Source organism: Burkholderia sp. AU19243 (genome assembly GCF_018148075.1).
Lineage (GTDB): Bacteria > Pseudomonadota > Gammaproteobacteria > Burkholderiales > Burkholderiaceae > Burkholderia > Burkholderia latens_A.
Map to the genome: position 1 here is coordinate 157,078 of NZ_JAGSTV010000004.1, position 17,062 is coordinate 174,139.

The window sequence follows — 17,062 nt, forward strand, 5'->3', positions numbered from 1 at the left end:
TCTCCGTGTCGAGGGTGCAGGGCATCAAGCCGGGCTGAGCCATAGGGTCGCCAGCGGCGGCAGTCGCAAGGCGGCCGACCACTGCTCGCCGTGCGCGGGCACGTTCTCCGCCCACACGGCGCCGTCGTTGCCGGCATTGGTGCCGCCGTACACGGCGGCATCGGTGTTCATCAGTTCGCGCCACTGTCCGGGCGCGGGCAGCCCGACCCGATAGCCGGCGCGCGGCACCGGCGTGAAGTTGCAGACGGCGACGACGAGCCGCCCGGTATCGTCGCGGCGCGCGAACGCGAATACGCTGTTGTCGCGATCGTCGCCGATCAGCCATGCGAAGCCTGCCGCGTGGCAATCGAGCGCGTGCAGCGCCGGTTCGGCCGCGTACGCGCGGTTCAGGTCGCGCACGAGCCGCTGCACGCCGCGATGCGCGGGCGCGTCGAGCAGATCCCAGTGCGGCGTCGCGTCGTGCGCGAATTCGGACCATTGCGCGAATTCGCTGCCCATGAACAGCAGCTTCTTGCCCGGATGCGCCCACATGAAACCGAAATACGCGCGCAGCGTCGCGAGCCGCTGCCAAGCGTCGCCGGGCATCTTCACCGCGAGCGAGCCTTTGCCGTGCACGACCTCGTCGTGCGACAGCGGCAGCACGAAGCGCTCGGAGAACGCGTACACGAGCCCGAACGTCATCCGGTCGTGGTGATAGCGGCGATGAATCGGATCCTCGCGCAGATACGACAGCGTGTCGTGCATCCAGCCCATGTTCCACTTGAAGTCGAAGCCGAGCCCGCCGTCGCCGGTCGATGCGGTGACGCCCGGCCATGCGGTCGATTCCTCGGCGAACGTGACGACGCCGGCCGGCGCGCGCTCGCCGTGCAGCGTGTCGTTCAGCGCGCGCAGGAACGCGACCGATTCGAGGTTCTCGCGCCCGCCGTACATGTTCGGCACCCATTCGCCTTCCTTGCGCGAATAGTCGCGATACAGCATCGACGCGACGGCGTCGACGCGGATGCCGTCGACGTGATAGCGGCGCGCCCACGCGAGTGCGGATGCAATCAGGAACGCACCGACTTCGTTGCGCCCGAGGTTGAACACGCAGGTGTTCCAGTCCGGATGCATGCCTTCGCGCGGATCGGCGTGCTCGTACAGCGCGCTGCCGTCGAACTGCGCGAGCCCGTGCGCATCGTTCGGAAAGTGCGCGGGCACCCAGTCGACGATCACGCCGATGCCGGCCGCATGCGCGCGGTCGACGAAGCGCGCGAAGCCGTCGACCGGCCCGAAGCGCGCGGACGGCGCGAATTGCGCGAGCGGCTGATAGCCCCACGAGCCGCCGAACGGGTATTCGGAGATCGGCATGAACTCGACGTGCGTGAAGCCCATTCCCTTCACGTACGGGATCAGCCGCTCTGCAAGCTCGTCCCACGTCGAGCTGCGGTCCATCTCTTCGGGCACGCGCTGCCACGACTCCGGATGCACTTCGTAGATCGACCACGGCATCCGGAAACGGCGATCCGGATGCGGCCGCGCGTGAATCCATGCCTGGTCGTGCCACGCAAATCCGTCGAGCGCGGCCGTATCGGCGACGACGGATGCAGTGCGCGGCGGCGCCTCGGTCGCGCGGGCGCACGGGTCGGCCTTGTGCGGCAGCACACGGCCGTCGCTCGCGCACAGCTCGTATTTGTAGCGCTCGCCCGCGCCGATGTCCGGCACGAAGATTTCCCATACGCCCCACGGACGCCGCAGCCGCATCGGGTGGCGGCGGCCGTCCCACGCGTTGAAGTCGCCGACCACCGACACGCGCTGCGCGTTCGGCGCCCACACCGCGAAGCGCACGCCGTCGACGCCGTCGACGCGCGTCGGCGTCGCACCCAGGCATTCGAGCACCGCGTCCGGGTCGCCGGCCGCGAAGCGCGCGAGCGCGGCGTCGTCGAGCAGCGTGCCGAACGCGTATGCGTCGCCGGTGACCTGGCGTGCGTCGGGCCAGTCGATCGCGAGCCGGTAGTGGCCGTCATGAGCGATCGTCCCGGCGAAACAGCCGGCATCGTCGACGCACGCGAGCGTGCCGAGCTCGCTGCCGTCGGGCGTCACCGCGCGCACGCGCCGCGCCCCGGGCAGCAACGCGCGTACGACCGTCCCGCCGGCATGCCCGTGCGGGCCGAGGCACGCGAACGGATCCGGGTGGCGGCCGGCGAGCAGCGCATCGATATCGCGGCGGTCGAACAGCGTGTCGGTCATCGGTGGCCTCCTTGGTCGGGTGCGCGGTCGGCGGCGAGCAGGCGCTCGACGAGCGCGGCGAGGCCGCTGACCGGCACGCCGAGCCAGTCGGGGCGGTTCGCGGCTTCGTAGCAGAGCTCGTACGACGCCTTGTCGATCAGGAACAGCGCGAGCAGGCGATCCGCGTAGTGCGGATCGACGAAGCGCTCGGGCGCGAGGTCGGCCGCCGCGCGATAGCAGTCGACGAAGCGGTCCGCGGCGGCCTGCCCGAAGCGGTCGAACAGCGCGCGCTTGCGGCCGGCCGTCTGCGGCGGCGCCTTCTCGATCGCGAATTGCGCGGTCGCGCTGACGTACGACAGCGAGCGCAGGAAGCCGGCCACGTCGCGCAGCGGATGCGACTTCGCGCGGCGGCGCTCGAGCGCACGCGCGGGCTCGCCCTCGAAATCGATCAGCAGCGCGTCGCCCTGCACGTCGAGCACCTGGCCGAGATGGAAATCGCCGTGAATGCGGATGCATTGCGCGTCGAGCGTGCGCGGCACGAGTTCGCCGAGCGCCTGCACGGCCGCGTCGCGCGATGCGAGCAGCGTGCCGGCGGCGGCGCGCGCGGCCGGGTCCAACGTTTCGAGCGCGTCGAGCCGCGTGCCGAGCACGTCGAGCGCGTGCTCGAACGACGCGATCGCATCGACGCACCAGCCGTCGACGTGTTCCGGCGTCGCGCGCTCCGGCGTGAACGCCGGGTCGTCGGACGCCTGCGCGAGTGCGACGTGCAGCTGTCCGAGCCGCGTGCCGACGATGCCTGCGAACGCTGCGTAGCCGAGCAGCGCGTCCGGCTCGCCGTCGGGCTCGGCCGCGTCGCCGTCGCCGGCCGCCGGCAGCGCGAGCTCGTCGACCGCGCGTTTCAGGAAGTCGAACGAACGCGTCCATGCGTCGCCCTGGTTGTCGACGTAGCGTTGCAGGATCGCGACCGTATGCGGTCTGCCGTCCGGATCGACGTGCACGACTTCGCCGGCGAGCGTCGCGGTGTTCGCATAGCCGATGCGCGTCAGGTAGCGGCTCATTTCCGCTTCCGGATGGATCCCGTGCGCGACCTTGCGCACGAGCTTCAGCACGATCGATTCGCCGATCACGAGCGAGCTGTTGCTCTGTTCGGCCGCGAGCCAGCGCACCTCGGCGTCGTCGCCGGGATCGAGCGACGCGAGCGCCTGCTCGGGCAGGAAGTCGAGGCGGCCGCCGTCGGACGTCGGCACCGTCGCGCCGTCGCGCAGCTTGCGCAATATCCCGCGCGCGAACGACGGCAGCGCGAACGCATCGGTCAGGTAGCCGACCGTATGACCGCGCCGCACGCGCGCGAGCGCGAGCTGCGCAAACAGCGGATGCGACGTCTCGCCGCCCCATGCGGCGGCGAGCGGCACGACGTAGCGTTCGGCGCCGCCGTCGCTCGCCGACACCCACGCTTCCGCGTACTGGAACGGCTCGTCCGGGATCGGCGTGACGACGTTCAGCCACGCGTTGCCGATCTTGCGGTCCTTCGATGCGAACCAGCGCCGCCGCGCGAGCCACGACGCGAGCGCGTCGTGCGCGAGCGTGTGCAGTTGCCCGACGTCGGGCTGCACGTCGCCGCGCCGCATCACGATCGTCACGTATTCCGGCAGCGGCTCCGCGTGCGGCTGGCGCCACGACGGCTCGCGGCCATGCTCCGACAGCACGAACCACAGGAATCCGTACGGCGGAAACGTGAGCAGGTACGTGAGCTGCCCGATCGGCGGAAACGGCGAGTCCGACGTCATCTCGATCGGCACGCGGCCCGCGAACTCCGACAGATCGAGCTCGACCGCCTGCGACGCGCGCGACAGGTTCGCGACGCACAGCACCGGCTCGTGGCCGTCCAGCTCGCGCAGGTAGGCGAGCACCTTGCGGTTCTCGGGGCGCAGAAAGCGGATCGTGCCGCGCCCGAACACCTGCGTCGCGCGCCGCGTCGCGAGAATGCGGCGGGTCCAGTTCAGCAGCGAATGCGGGTCGCGCGTTTGCGCCTCGACGTTGATCGCGTCATAGCCGTACAGCGAGCCCATCACCGGCGGCAGCACCAGCAATTCAGGGTCCGCGCGCGAGAAGCCGCCATTGCGGTCCGACGACCACTGCATCGGCGTGCGCACGCCGTCGCGGTCGCCGAGGTGGATGTTGTCGCCCATCCCGAGTTCGTCGCCGTAGTAGATCACCGGCGTGCCCGGCATCGACAGCAGCAGCGAATTGATCAGCTCGATGCGGCGCCGGTCGCGCTCCATCAACGGCGCGAGCCGGCGCCGGATCCCGAGATTGAGCCGCGCGCGCCGGTCGGACGCATAGGTCTGCCACAGCAGGTCGCGCTCCGAGTCGGTCACCATCTCGAGCGTCAGCTCGTCGTGGTTGCGCAGGAACACCGCCCACTGGTTGCTCGGCGCGAGCGCGGGCGTCTGCCGCATGATGTCGACGATCGGAAAGCGGTCCTCGCTTGCGATCGACATGTAGATGCGCGGCATCAGCGGAAAGTGGAACGCCATGTGGCATTCGTCCTCGTGGCCGAAATACTCCTGCACGTCCTCCGGCCACTGATTCGCTTCGGCGAGCAGCATCCGGTTCGGGTACTCGGCGTCGATCGTCGCGCGGATCAGCTTCAGGATCGCGTGCGTCTCCGGCAGATTTTCGTTGTTGGTGCCTTCGCGCTCGACGAGGTACGGCACTGCGTCGAGCCGCAGCCCGTCGATGCCGAGGTCGAGCCAGAAGCGCATCACCTGGATGACTTCGCGCACGACGGCCGGGTTGTCGAAGTTCAGGTCCGGCTGGTGCGAGTAGAAGCGATGCCAGTAGTACTGGCCGGCGACCGGGTCGTGCGTCCAGTTCGACGTTTCGGTGTCGAGGAAGATGATCCGCGTGCCCGCATACTTCGTGTCGGTGTCGGACCACACGTAGTAGTCGCGATGGATCGAGCCGGGCTTCGCGCGTCGCGCGCGCTGGAACCACGGATGCTGGTCCGACGTGTGGTTGATCACGAGCTCGGCGATCACGCGAATGCCGCGCGCATGCGCTTCGCGGATGAAGCGCCGCACGTCGGCGAGCGTGCCGTAGTCGGGATGCACGTCGCGGTAGTCGGCGATGTCGTAGCCGTCGTCGCGGCGCGGCGACGGGTAGAACGGCAGCAGCCAGATCGTGTCGACGCCTAGCTCGGCGATGTAGTCGAGCTTCATGATCAGGCCCGGGAAATCGCCGATCCCGTCGTTGTTGGAGTCGTAGAACGACTTCACGTGCACCTGGTAAATGATCGCGTCCTTGTACCACAGCGGATCGTCCGCGCTCAGCGCGGGCGCGCGGCGCCGCGAACGGCGGCGCCGCGGCGTGCCGGCCGGTGCGAGCGACGGGAATTGCGCGCGGCGCACGTCGTCGAGCGGATCTTCACGTTTCATCATGCATGTGCTCCGGAAGGGCCCCGGGCCTCGCCCGGATCGGGCGCCGCGGCTCGCGCGGCGCCGGGAGACGGCGCGAGCCGCCAGATCGCATACGGCCGCACGTGCGGGTCGAGCGATACGTATTGCCGATGCCCGCGCCAGGTTTCGGCGTGCGCGGCGTCCTGTTCGAGCGCGTCGAGCGGTTCGCCGTCGACGAGCCCGAGGCCGCGCCACAGCGACGCGTCGAGCGTGAAATTGGCCGCCTGCGGATGCCACGGATCGAGGCTGATCGCGACCGCGACGACGCTGTCGTGAGCCGGCGTCGCCTTCACGAACACGAGCACCTGCTCGTTGTCCGCGTCGACGAACGTGACGCCGAGATGCGTCTGCAGCGCCGGATTGTCGCGCCGTGCGCGGTTCAGCCGCGCGATTTCGCCGCCGATGTGCGCGGCCTTGCTCCAGTCGCGCGCGCGCAGCTCGTACTTCTCCGCGTCCGCGTATTCCTCGCTGTCGGGCAGCGGCGCCGATTCGCCGATCTCGAAGCCCGAGTACATCCCCCACGAGCCGGCGAGCGTTGCCGCGAGCGCCGCGCGGATCACGAACTGCGAGCGCGGCGCGTTCTGCAGGTGGCGCGGATTGATGTCGGGCGTATTGACGAAGAAGTTCGGCCGGAAGAACTCGCGCGGCGGACCGGCCGTCAGCTCGGTCAGGTAGTCGATGAACTCGCGCTTCGACTCGCGCCACGTGAAGTACGTGTACGACTGCGAGAAGCCGACCTTCGCGAGCCGGTACATCATCCCCGGCCGCGTGAACGCCTCGGACAGGAACACGACGTCCGGGTGCTTGCCGCGCACGTCCGCGATCATCCACGCCCAGAACGGCAGCGGCTTCGTGTGCGGATTGTCGACGCGGAAGATCCGCACGCCCGTTTCGACCCAGAACAGCACCGCGTCGCGCAATGCGAGCCACAGGCCGGGCAGCGCGTCCGGCGCGTAGAAGTCCGGATTCACGATGTCCTGGTAGCGCTTCGGCGGATTTTCCGCATAGCGCAGCGAGCCGTCGGGCCGCCACGCGAACCAGCCCGGATGCTCGGCGAGCCATGGGTGGTCCGGCGAGCACTGGATCGCGAAGTCGAGCGCGATCTCGAGCCCCTGCGCGTGCGCGGCGGCAACGAGCGTGCGGAACGACGCAAGCGTGCCGAGCTGCGGATGCACGGCCGTGTGGCCGCCGTCGGGCGAGCCGATCGCATACGGGCTGCCGACGTCGTCGGGGCCCGCCTTCAGCGTGTTGTTGCGGCCCTTGCGCGCGGTCGTGCCGATCGGGTGAATCGGCGGGAAATACAGCACGTCGAAACCCATGTCTCGGATGCGCGGCAGTTGCGCGATCACGTCGTCGAACGTGCCATGCCGGTGCGCGTCGTTGCTGGCCGAGCGCGGGAACATCTCGTACCAGCTCGAGAAGCGCGCCGCGCGGCGTTCGACGTCGACCGGATACACCGTTTCGTCATGGGTGACGAACGGCCGGTAGCGCAGCGCCGCGACCGCTTCGGCGAGCGCCGGCGAGTCGAGCAGCGCGAGCCGGCCGTCGGGCGACGCATCCTTGAACTCGGCCGCCAGCCGCTCAATTTGCGCGATCGCGCGCGGATCGGCCGGCTCGGCGCGCTTCAGGGCGGTTGCGAGCAGCAGTTGCGCTTCGCGCACTTCGAGCGTCACGTCCAGGCCGGCCGCGCGCTTTTTCGCGACGTCGGTGACGAGCGACGTCCAGTCGTCGCGCCACGCAATCACGCGGAACGCGTGGCGGCCGAGCCGGTCGAGCGCGATGCGCGCGTGCCAGCGGTCGTTCGGTTCCGCGACGAACGGCACCTCGCGCCAGTCGTCCTCGTCGTCCGCGCGCCATTGCAGCGCGGCAGCGAGATGCGCATGGCCGTCCGTGAAGATCGATGCGTGCACAACCAGCGTTTCGCCGATCACGCGCTTGATCGCGAAGCGGCCGCCGTCGACGGCAGGCTCGACGCGTTCGATCGCGATCCGGTCGGCCGCGAGCGCGGCGGACAGCGCGGTGCGTTCGGTCGCGGCGCTGGTGCGCCGGGTCGCGGGCGGCGCGCGCGACGCTTCGAGCAGCGCGTAGCCGCCCGGTTCGAGCGTGAACGCGTCCAGTGCGACCGGCGCTCGCTTGCGTGCGCCATTGGGCGCAGCGACGCGCGTGAAGCCGCCGGGCACGCCGGGCAGGATCGCCGCCGGATCGACGCGCGCTTGCGCATCGAGGTCGGGGTTCAGCGCGATCAGCAGCGCCGTGTCGTCGTGTTCGAGCGACGCGCCGATCCCGCGCAGCAGCACGGTCGCACTTGCGCCCGGCGCGCTCAGTTGCGCGATTTCCCCGCGCGAGCCCGCCAACGGTGTCGCACGGCGCCAAGCATTCGCGTCGGCGATCGCGCCGGACAGGTCGAAGCGCGCGCCGTCGAACGCGGCGCGATAGCGCGCGGCGTCCGCGTCGCGCGCCATCAGCGGCGTCGCGACGCCGCGCTCGAAGCCCATTGGCACGAGCCAGCCGGTGCCGAGCGCGGCGGCCGTCCACAGCGCGCGGCGATACGCGCGGACGATCGTTTCGTGCGGCGCGTCGTGCCAGTCGTCGGCCAGGCGCGGGCCGTCGAACGCGTCCGGAAACGCGATCGGCGAGCCGATCCGGCGCAGCAGCCGGTGTTCGTCCGCGAACCACGGCGAGCGCAGATCCCACCAGCGCGCGGACGAGAACACGGCGTCGAAGCCCGCCGTTTCGAGTTGCGCGAGCGCGTCGCGCGCGTGGCCGGGCACGCTGGCGAGTATCGCGACGTCCGGGCGCGCGCGGCGCAGCGCATTGCGCCAGCCGGGCCACCATGCGGGCGGCAGATGATGCGGCGCGTCGATCAGGAAGCCGGCCGCGCCGGCGTCGGCGTAAGTCGTCAGCAGCGCGCACCACCACGTGGACAGCGCGTCGCGCACCGCGTCGTCGCCGACCTGCGCATGCGCGACGTCCTGCTCGTGGGCGGCACTGCGCGGATCGATCAGCGCGTCGTCGTGCGCGCGTTCGACATACCACTCCGGATGCTCGGCGCGCAGCGGGTTGTCGCGCGCGATGCGGTCGGGCACGACTTCGAGCATCACGCGCAGCCCGTGGCCGCGCGCGAGCTGTGCGAGCCGCGAAAAGGTTTCCAGTGCGCCGGCGCGGGTTGCGAACGTCGCGGCCGGCCGGTGGAAGTCGGCGACATGACGCGGAAAGCCTGCGACGCTGGCGGCCCAGAAACCGCCGATCAGCACGTGGTCGAAGCCCATGCCCGCAATATGCGCGAACGTGTCGGGCCACGCGTCGAGCGGTCCGACGAGGCGGGCGTCGCAAAAGTACAGGTGCGGGGCGAAAGGTGGTGTGGCGTTCATGGGTGGCGGATGTGAGCGGCGGCGATCGGTGACGGGGGTGCGTCGCAACCGGCGTGCCCGATGCGCGGCCACGGCGCAGCGAAGCGCATGCGGGATGCCGTGCAGGCCATGCTGTCCTTTTTTACATGGCCGCGGTGCGGCCGGCCGGACCGGTGCGGCGCGCGCGTCACATCCGCGGGATCGAGCGGATGTCCGCGCTGTCGCCGACGGCAGGGTCGTCGTCGGATTCCGGCAGCGGCACACCAGGGTCGTAGCGCACCGGCACACCGCGCTCGATCCGGTGCGCGAACGCCGGCGGCGTGTCCACTTCGTCGCCGAAGCGCGCACGCACGAACGCGCGCAGCAACGCGGTGCGCAGGTCGGGCGCGCGCGCCGCGCAGGTCGACGGGCCGTCGATGAAACACGCATCGCATTCGACGCCGTCGCCGTGGCGCGCGATCCGCAAATCGCCGACGCGTTCCAGCACCGCACCCGCGTCCGCCCATGACGCAGACGGCGCGAAATGCGTGTCGAGGCGCCGCAGCGCGTCGCACGCGGCGGTTACGATCACTTTCGGGCCGACGGCCGTGAACGACAGCGTGTCGTCGTCGGCCGCGCACAACGCACGTGCGCACCAGTAATCGAGGGCAGGTCCGGCGAGTTCGTCGGTTCGCATGGGCAACGCTCCATCAGGTTCCGTCAGGACGAAACGCTGCGGACGCAATCGGCGTGCCCGACGCCGGCAGCGCACGCATGCGCGCGACCAGCGGGTAGTGATCCGACGCATGGCGCGCCAGCATGCTGCGGTGCACGTTCACGTCGACCAGCAGTTCGCCCGGATGGATCCAGATCCGGTCCAGCGAAAACACCGGGCACACCGTGGGGAACGTGCGCGGCGCGGGCGCGCGGCGGAACCGCGTGACCAGCGCCTGCAGCGCGCGGCCGCGCACGAACCACTCGTTGATGTCGCCCATCAGGATGACCGGCATCGCGCCGGTGTCGAACGCGGCGAGCAGCCGCTGAACCTGCGCGCTGCGCTCGTTCGCGGACAGCCCGAGATGGGTGGCGACCACACGCAGCATCCCGGCGCCGCAGTCGATGTCCGCGTCGAGCGCGCCGCGCGGCTCGCGTTGATGAAACGACAGATCGAGCGTGCGCGCCGCGCGGATCGGGCAGCGCGACAGTACCGCGTTGCCGTAACGGCGCTCCGGCGTGTCGATCGTCGGGCCGGCCGCTGCGTGCATTCCCGTTGCGTCGCGCAGGTGCGCGAGCACGTCCGGCGCGCGCGTGCCGCCGAGCGGCACTTCCTGCAGCGCGATCACGTCCGCGTCGAGCTCGTCGATCACCGCCGCGATCCGGTCGACCGCGCGTGCCGGCCACGCGCCGTAGCCGCCGTGGATGTTGTACGTCGCGATCCGCAGGTCGCGGCCGCCCGGTGCGGCGGCCGGCGGGCCGTCCGACGTCACGATGTCCGGCGGCGGGGCCGGTTCCCGGCTCAGCGCCATCGTCGCAACATCCTCACGAGCAGCACCGATACGCCCACCAGCACCGCACCGATCGCGGCGAGCCACGCGAATGCGCCGGGGCCCGGATGGCTGAACGCGGCGGTCAACTGGTGCGCGAACGTGACCGTCAGCACGATGCCGGGCAGCATCCCGAGCGCGGTGCCGATCAGGTAGTCGCGCAGGCCGATGTGCGACGCGCCGGCGACCAGGTTCACGATCGTGAACGGTGCGATCGGCAGCAGCCGCAGCACGGCCATCGCGACCACGCCGCGCCGGCCGATGTGTTCGCTGAGCCGGTTCGCGCGCCCGCCGGCGAGCCGGCGCACCGCGTCGCGGCCGAGCCAGCGGCCGACCCAGTAGGTCGTGGCCGCCGCCACCATCGTGCCGACGGCCGCATACGCGAGCCCCGGCCATGCGCCGAACACGAGCCCCGTCACGGTGATCAGCAGCGTGATCGGCACCGACAGCGTCGCCGCCACCACATAGCCGGCGAGCAGCAGCGCGGGCGCGCCCGGCAGTTGCGCGGCGTGCGCGGCCGCGCGCGCCAGCGACGCGACGTTCAGCGCCTTGCCGAGCGGCGAGAAACGCCATGCGAGCGCGAGCGCGGCGACGAGCAGCACGGCCGCGCCCAGCACGAAGAAGCGCGCGGTCAGCGAGCGGTGCTGCTCCTGCGGCACGAACTCGCGCACGAAGCGGTCGGGTTCGATCGGCTGCTCCGGGTCGAGCCGTGCGCTGACCGGCACCAGCGCGTCGAGCTGCGGCGTCACTGTCGGCTCGAGCGTGCGCAGCGTGCGGCCGGATTTCGCGCGCAGCCGGTCGAGCGCGGCGTTCGGCCGCCCGGCGTGCGCGAGCGCTGCGGCGACGGCGTCCGGCGCCGTATCGAGATGCTCGGCGAGCAACCGGTCGCGCATCCCGGCGATCGCCGCGCGGATGCGCGCGTCGCCGGCCGCGGCGAGCGCGATGCAGCATTCGGTGTCGAGCACCATCGACCGGTTGTTCAGGTTCGCGCTGCCGATCACGATGCATTCGTCGTCGACGATCGCGATCTTGCTGTGCACGTTCACGCATCCGTCGCCGAGGCCGTCGACGTGCGGATACAGCAGCCGGTAACGATCGAAGCGGTCCTCGGCCTTCAGCGTGTCGTGCAGCCGTGCGCGCAGCACGCCCATCGTCGCTTCCTGCAGCCAGCCGCTTTGCACGCGCGGCGCGACGACCGTCACGTCGGGTCCGTGCGGATCGGCGAGCCGCGCGGACAGCGCGTCGCGCACCACCGCCGCCGTGAAGTACTGGTTCTCGATGTACAGATGGCGACGCGCGGCGCGGATCGTGTCCTCGACGAGCGCGCGCACCTGCAGCACCGGTTCGCGGCCGCGGTGGTGCGGCGCCGTGTACGCGATGCCGACCCGCACGTCGTGCACGTCGACCGGCGTGTCGGGCGGCCATGGGTCGACATCGTCCTCGCGATCGAGATGCCGCCGCGCCCGGATCGCGATCGGACGCCCGCACGCATTGAACCAGCGCACGCGCGCCTGCTCGCCGATTGCCGCGGCCGCGTCGCCGTCGAACATCGCCTGTACGTCGTGAAACGGGCCGTATGGCATTCCGGCCGCGTCGCGGCGGCGCGGATCGTCGGCGGCGTGCGCAGGCGTGTCCCAGCGTGCGCGCGTGAGATCGAGCCCGCCGACGAACGCGAGCCGGTCGTCGATCACGACGAGCTTCTGATGATGCGACGCGCCGCGCGGATGCGTGTCGTCGAGGCGGAAGCGGATGCCACGGTGCGCGCGCCACGCGGCGCGATAGACCGGCGGCCAGTCGCGCTCGAGTGCGTAGATCATTGCGAAGTCCCACGCGAGCACGTAGATGCGCAGGTTGTGCCGCGCGACCGCGAGCGCGTGCAGAAACGCGGCAAGCGTGTCGGGCAGGCCGTCGCCGGCGCCGCCCGGCGACAGATGCATCCGGCTGTCGACGTCCCAGCCGACGATGAACACCGTGTGGCGCGCGCGCAGCAGCGCCGCGCGCAGCGTCGAGAAATACGCGTTGCCGTCGACCAGCATCGTGAAGCGGTCTGCGTGGCGGATCGTGTCGCAATTGCGGCCGCGCTCGAGCAGCCCGTGGCGCAGCGGCGCAGCCGCACGCGCGGCGTCGGCGGCGGTGTCGTCGCGGGCCGCCGTCGCGAGCGCGGCGGACGGATTACGGTCCGGCATGCTCATCGCGCGTCGACGTCGCGGTCGCCGTCGATACGTTGCAGCAGCACGTCGCAGCGCGCGCGCAGTGCCTGCAGTTCCGGCGCATCGAGATCGATCCGGATGCGCTCGCCGCTGTCCGGATCGCCGTACCGGGACGCGACCTCGTAGATGCCCTCCGCGATCAGCGCGGACGCGTGCGCGATCCGGATCCGGTCGAGCCAGTCGCATTCGGCGTGATGGCAGGCGAGCCACGCGCGCAGCGCGCCGACAAGCTGGCTGACGGTGAGCCATGCGCCGCCGCGCATGCGCGCGGCGAGCTGGCTCGTCACGAGATACGAGAGCAGATCCGTCTGGGTCACGCGAAACTCCTTGACGAGGTGTCGGGGCAACAGGTGCGCACGCCGGCGATGCCTTGCAGCGTTCGGCAGATCGCCGCAAATTCCGCGCCACTCGTGCGCGAGAACGAAACCGAGATGTCGTCGGTGTCCGGATCGTCATCCGACTGCTGGACGATGAAGCGCTTCACGCGCACGCGGCCGGTGCCGAGCGCGTCGTGCAGCGTGCCGAGCGTGAGGCCGCCGCGCTCGACGACGAGCCGCAGCGTGCGCTGCTGCCGTTGCGCGATGAAGCGCCGCTCGAGCGGCTTCACGCCGGCGAGGATCGCGAGCACGATCACCGTCGCGCCAATCGACGCGACGTACATGCCGCCGCCCGCCGCAAGTCCAATGCCGGCCACCGCCCACAGGCTCGCCGCCGTCGTCAGTCCGCGCACGACCTCGCCGCGCAGCAGGATCGAGCCCGCGCCGAGAAAGCCGATGCCCGACACGACCTGCGCGGCAACCCGCGACGGGTCCAGCACCACGCCGCTCTGGCCGTGCACGTCTTCGAAACCGAAGATCGACACAAGCATCACGAGTGCGGAGCCCACGCATACCAGCATGTGCGTGCGCAGTCCGGCGGCCCAGTTCAGCCGTTCGCGTTCGAGCCCGACCACGCTGCCGAGCAGCGCGGCGAGCAGCAGGCGTCCGAGTAGTTCGATATGGGCGATCATCGTGCCCTCCCTTTTATGTGGCGGACCGGAGCGGTTCGATGAATGGGGACGCAAGGCGCGTGCCGGAGGAAGCGGCGCGGGCACGGCGCGTGCGCGTGGGGCCGGCGGCGTGCGCACCGGTCATGCGGCGCGCATTTTTTTCATGGGAACGCAGATAAGCACAGGGGGCCAGCATGCAGCATCAACCGGACGCACAAGTCCGCGACCCGTATCGCGGCCACGAGATTCGTGTATGGGCGCGGCGTAACGAACGCGGCGCATGGGCGGATGAGGTGCAGGTGTACGTCGATGGCGCGCGCATCGAGTTGTACGTGCCGGAGTCGACGAATCCCGAATGGATGACGGAGGACGAGGCACTGCGCGCGGGTGTGGAGCGCGGCCGCTATCTGGTGGACAAGCGCGTCGACGACGACTGACGCGGGGCCGCCCGGCACGGCGCTTGCGCGGGGGCGACAAATCCAGCGACCCCATGCCGGCACCGCGCCGGGAGGACAAGATGAACGATTCCCGCACGATCCAGATCTACCGCTATGACCCCGATCGCGATGCCGAACCGCGCATGCAGCGCTACGCGGTCGACGTCGGTCCCGACGACCGGATGTTGCTCGACGTGCTCGGCCGCCTGAAGCGCGAGGACGAGACGCTGTCGTACCGGCGTTCGTGCCGCGAGGGGATCTGCGGTTCCGACGCGATGAACATCAACGGCAAGAACGGGCTCGCGTGCCTCACCAACATGAAGACGCTGCCGCGCGAGATCGTGCTGAGGCCGCTGCCGGGGTTGCCGGTCGTGCGCGACCTGATCGTCGACATGACCGACTTCTTCAACCAGTACCACTCGATTCGCCCGTACCTGATCAACGATTCGACGCCGCCCGAGCGCGAACGGCTGCAGTCGCCGGAAGAGCGCGACCAGCTCGACGGACTCTACGAATGCATCCTGTGCGCGTGCTGCTCGACGCAGTGCCCGAGTTACTGGTGGAACCCGGACAAGTTCGTCGGGCCGGCCGGGTTGTTGCAGGCGTACCGCTTCATCGCGGACTCGCGCGATCAGGCGACCGCCGAGCGGCTCGACAACCTCGAGGATCCATATCGGCTGTTTCGCTGCCGGACGATCATGAACTGCGTCGACGTGTGCCCGAAGGGACTGAATCCGGCGAAGGCGATTTCGGAGATCCGGACGATGCTGGTCAGGCGGACGGTTTAGGCGTCACGGCCGCGCCGCAACTTCATCGAGGTGCCACAGCAGATCCGCCGGATCGTCATACACGCGCAGCGCGCCCGCGCGTTCGAGCTCGTCGCTGCCGTAGCCGCCCGACAGCAATCCCACGCCGAGCGCGCGGCAGCGGCTCGCGGCGAGCATGTCCCAGATGCTGTCGCCGACGACCACCGTATGCTCGATCGGCACGTTCAGCTTTGCCGCGGCGGTCAGGAACAGATCGGGATCCGGCTTCGCGTACTTCACCTGGTCGCGCGTGACGATGACGTTCTTCGCCGGATCGACGCCGAGCGCTTCGAGATTGATCGCCGCCGTTTCCATCCGTCCGCTCGTCGCGATTGCCCAGCGAATGCCCGCATTCGACAACGCGGCCAGCAACTCGCGCGCGCCCGGCAACGGCCGGACTTGCGCGCGCAGTCGCTGGTACGCTTGCGCATGCAGCCGCGCGAGCCGTTCGACGCGCTCGGCATCGATGTCGCCGGCCGTCTCCCGCAGCAGCTGGTTCAGGAACAGACCGCCGCTCATCCCGATCTTGCGGTGGATGCGCCATACCGACAGCTCGATGCCTTCCGCGTCGAGCGCTTCCTTCCACGCGAGTACGTGCTGATAGACGCTGTCGACGAGCGTGCCGTCGAGATCGAACAGAAATGACGTTTCAATGCGCATGTAGCTCTCCTGGCCCGATCACGTCCGGGCAAATCGTCGGCAAAAACCGAGTCGTCACATTATCGGCGCGCGGCCGTGTCACGGCCATGTCCCGGGCCGCGTGCGCCGCGCCCGGCGGCAGCGTGTCGAACGCCGCTGGTACAATCGCGCCGATGCGCCGGGCGGGCGGCCCGCGCGCGCCCAACCTCCGTCGAATCCCAGTATGGCAACCCCCGACGCCGTCAGTTCCGAACAATCATGGTGGGGCGTTCTGGCCCTGGCCCTCACCGCCTTCATCTTCAATACCACCGAATTCGTGCCCGTCGCGCTGCTGAGCGCGATCGGCGACAGCCTGCGGATGCAGCCGACCGCCGTCGGCCTGATGCTGACCATCTATGCGTGGGCCGTCGCCGTCGTGTCGCTGCCGCTGACGTTCTTCACGCGTCACGTCGAGCGGCGCAAGCTGTTGAGCGTCGCGCTGCTGGTGTTCATCGGCAGCCACGTCGTGACCGGCGTCGCATGGAATTTCCCGGTGCTGATGATCGGCCGGCTCGGCATCGCGTGCGCGCATGCGGTGTTCTGGTCGATTTCCGTGCCGCTGGCCGTGCGGCTCGCGCCGAGCGAGCGCAAAAGCCGCGCGCTCAGCCTGCTTGCGATGGGCTCGGCGATCGCGATGGTCGCCGGCATTCCGCTCGGCCGCGTGATCGGCGAGGCGCTCGGCTGGCGCACCACGTTCCTCGTGATCGGCGCGGCGGCGGCCGTCGCGCTGCTGATGCTGCGCGCGACGTTGCCCGTGCTGCCGAGCCAGGGCGCCGGCTCGCTCGCGAGCATCGGGATGTTTCTCAGGAAGCCGGCGCTCGTCGCGCTGTACGCGATCACCGTGCTCGTCGTATCCGCGCATTTCACGTCGTACACGTATATCGAACCGTTCGTGCAGAACGTCAATCACGCGAGCAGCAGCCGGATTACCTACGTGCTGATCCTGTTCGGCGTCGCCGGAATGCCGGCAGCGGTCTGCTTCAATCGCGTGTTTCCGGAGCGGCCGGCCGATTTCCTGCTCGCGTCGATCGTCGCGTTGTCGGCGTGCTTGCTGATCCTGTTCCCGTGCGCGCTGAACATCGTCACGCTGTCCGTTCATACGCTCGTGTGGGGCGGCGCGATCGTATGTTTCGGTCTGGCGATGCAGGCGTGGGTGCTGAAGCTCGCGCCGGACGCGACCGATCTCGCGGTGTCGATCTTTTCCGGGCTGTACAACGTCGGCATCGGGGCCGGCGCGTTGCTCGGCAACCATATCGCCGATGACTTCGGGCTGTCGTGGATCGGTACGTTCGGCGGCGTGGTCGGCATCGTGTCGGCGGGGATCGCGTGGGCCGCGCTGCGGCTGTATGAGCGAAGGGCGGTGGCGTAAGCCCGCACGGGAAGCCGCGGTGGAAAAGCGGGTGCGCG

The 17,062-nt window shown here is 70.1% G+C and carries 12 protein-coding genes; 3 read left to right on the forward strand and 9 right to left on the reverse strand.

What is annotated here, in order from left to right; all coding sequences use genetic code 11:
- Window positions 1-24 precede the first annotated feature (24 nt).
- The 8 genes from glgB to KDW55_RS09645 all read right to left on the reverse strand — a co-directional run bounded on the left by glgB (window position 25) and on the right by KDW55_RS09645 (window position 13,755).
- A complete protein-coding gene (gene glgB / locus KDW55_RS09610) occupies window positions 25-2,226 on the reverse strand; it encodes a 1,4-alpha-glucan branching protein GlgB (RefSeq protein WP_038570361.1) in 2,202 nt (733 codons plus the stop codon).
- Window positions 2,223-5,642 carry a maltose alpha-D-glucosyltransferase gene (gene treS, locus KDW55_RS09615; protein ID WP_059546022.1) on the reverse strand — a complete coding sequence of 1,140 codons (3,420 nt, stop codon included), beginning with the start codon at window positions 5,640-5,642 and terminating at the stop codon, window positions 2,223-2,225. Before treS ends, glgB begins: the two co-directional genes overlap by 4 nt.
- Complete coding sequence (locus KDW55_RS09620) at window positions 5,642-9,034, reverse strand: maltotransferase domain-containing protein (RefSeq protein ID WP_212149073.1); 3,393 nt, start codon at window positions 9,032-9,034, stop codon at window positions 5,642-5,644. The genes treS and KDW55_RS09620 overlap by 1 nt, the downstream gene beginning before the upstream one ends.
- Window positions 9,035-9,200: 166 nt before the next feature.
- Window positions 9,201-9,689 carry a phage protein NinX family protein gene (locus KDW55_RS09625; RefSeq protein ID WP_212149072.1) on the reverse strand — a complete coding sequence of 163 codons (489 nt, stop codon included), beginning with the start codon at window positions 9,687-9,689 and terminating at the stop codon, window positions 9,201-9,203.
- A gap of 13 nt (window positions 9,690-9,702) precedes the next feature.
- Window positions 9,703-10,518 carry an endonuclease/exonuclease/phosphatase family protein gene (locus KDW55_RS09630; protein WP_212160785.1) on the reverse strand — a complete coding sequence of 272 codons (816 nt, stop codon included), beginning with the start codon at window positions 10,516-10,518 and terminating at the stop codon, window positions 9,703-9,705.
- On the reverse strand, window positions 10,509-12,728 hold the full coding sequence (locus KDW55_RS09635; protein ID WP_212160784.1) for a VTT domain-containing protein: 2,220 nt from the start codon (window positions 12,726-12,728) through the stop codon (window positions 10,509-10,511). Before KDW55_RS09635 ends, KDW55_RS09630 begins: the two co-directional genes overlap by 10 nt.
- On the reverse strand, window positions 12,725-13,063 hold the full coding sequence (locus KDW55_RS09640; RefSeq protein WP_038570349.1) for a hypothetical protein: 339 nt from the start codon (window positions 13,061-13,063) through the stop codon (window positions 12,725-12,727). The genes KDW55_RS09635 and KDW55_RS09640 overlap by 4 nt, the downstream gene beginning before the upstream one ends.
- Complete coding sequence (locus KDW55_RS09645; protein WP_038570346.1) at window positions 13,060-13,755, reverse strand: MgtC/SapB family protein; 696 nt, start codon at window positions 13,753-13,755, stop codon at window positions 13,060-13,062. The genes KDW55_RS09640 and KDW55_RS09645 overlap by 4 nt, the downstream gene beginning before the upstream one ends.
- A 173-nt stretch (window positions 13,756-13,928) precedes the next feature.
- On the opposite strand from KDW55_RS09645, the gene KDW55_RS09650 reads away from it, so the two are divergent.
- A complete protein-coding gene (locus KDW55_RS09650; protein WP_038570344.1) occupies window positions 13,929-14,171 on the forward strand; it encodes a DUF6566 family protein in 243 nt (80 codons plus the stop codon).
- An 80-nt stretch (window positions 14,172-14,251) separates the two neighbouring features.
- The gene (locus tag KDW55_RS09655; protein ID WP_038572111.1) at window positions 14,252-14,959 is read left to right on the forward strand and encodes a succinate dehydrogenase/fumarate reductase iron-sulfur subunit; all 708 of its coding nucleotides are present in this window, start codon (window positions 14,252-14,254) and stop codon (window positions 14,957-14,959) included.
- A 3-nt stretch (window positions 14,960-14,962) separates the two neighbouring features.
- On the opposite strand, the gene KDW55_RS09660 is transcribed toward KDW55_RS09655, so the two are convergent.
- A complete protein-coding gene (locus KDW55_RS09660) occupies window positions 14,963-15,637 on the reverse strand; it encodes an HAD family hydrolase (protein WP_038570342.1) in 675 nt (224 codons plus the stop codon).
- Between the two features lie 202 nt (window positions 15,638-15,839).
- On the opposite strand from KDW55_RS09660, the gene KDW55_RS09665 reads away from it, so the two are divergent.
- Window positions 15,840-17,024 (forward strand): sugar transporter, encoded by a 1,185-nt coding sequence (locus tag KDW55_RS09665; protein ID WP_212160783.1) that lies wholly within the window; start codon window positions 15,840-15,842, stop codon window positions 17,022-17,024.
- Window positions 17,025-17,062: the final 38 nt, after the last annotated feature.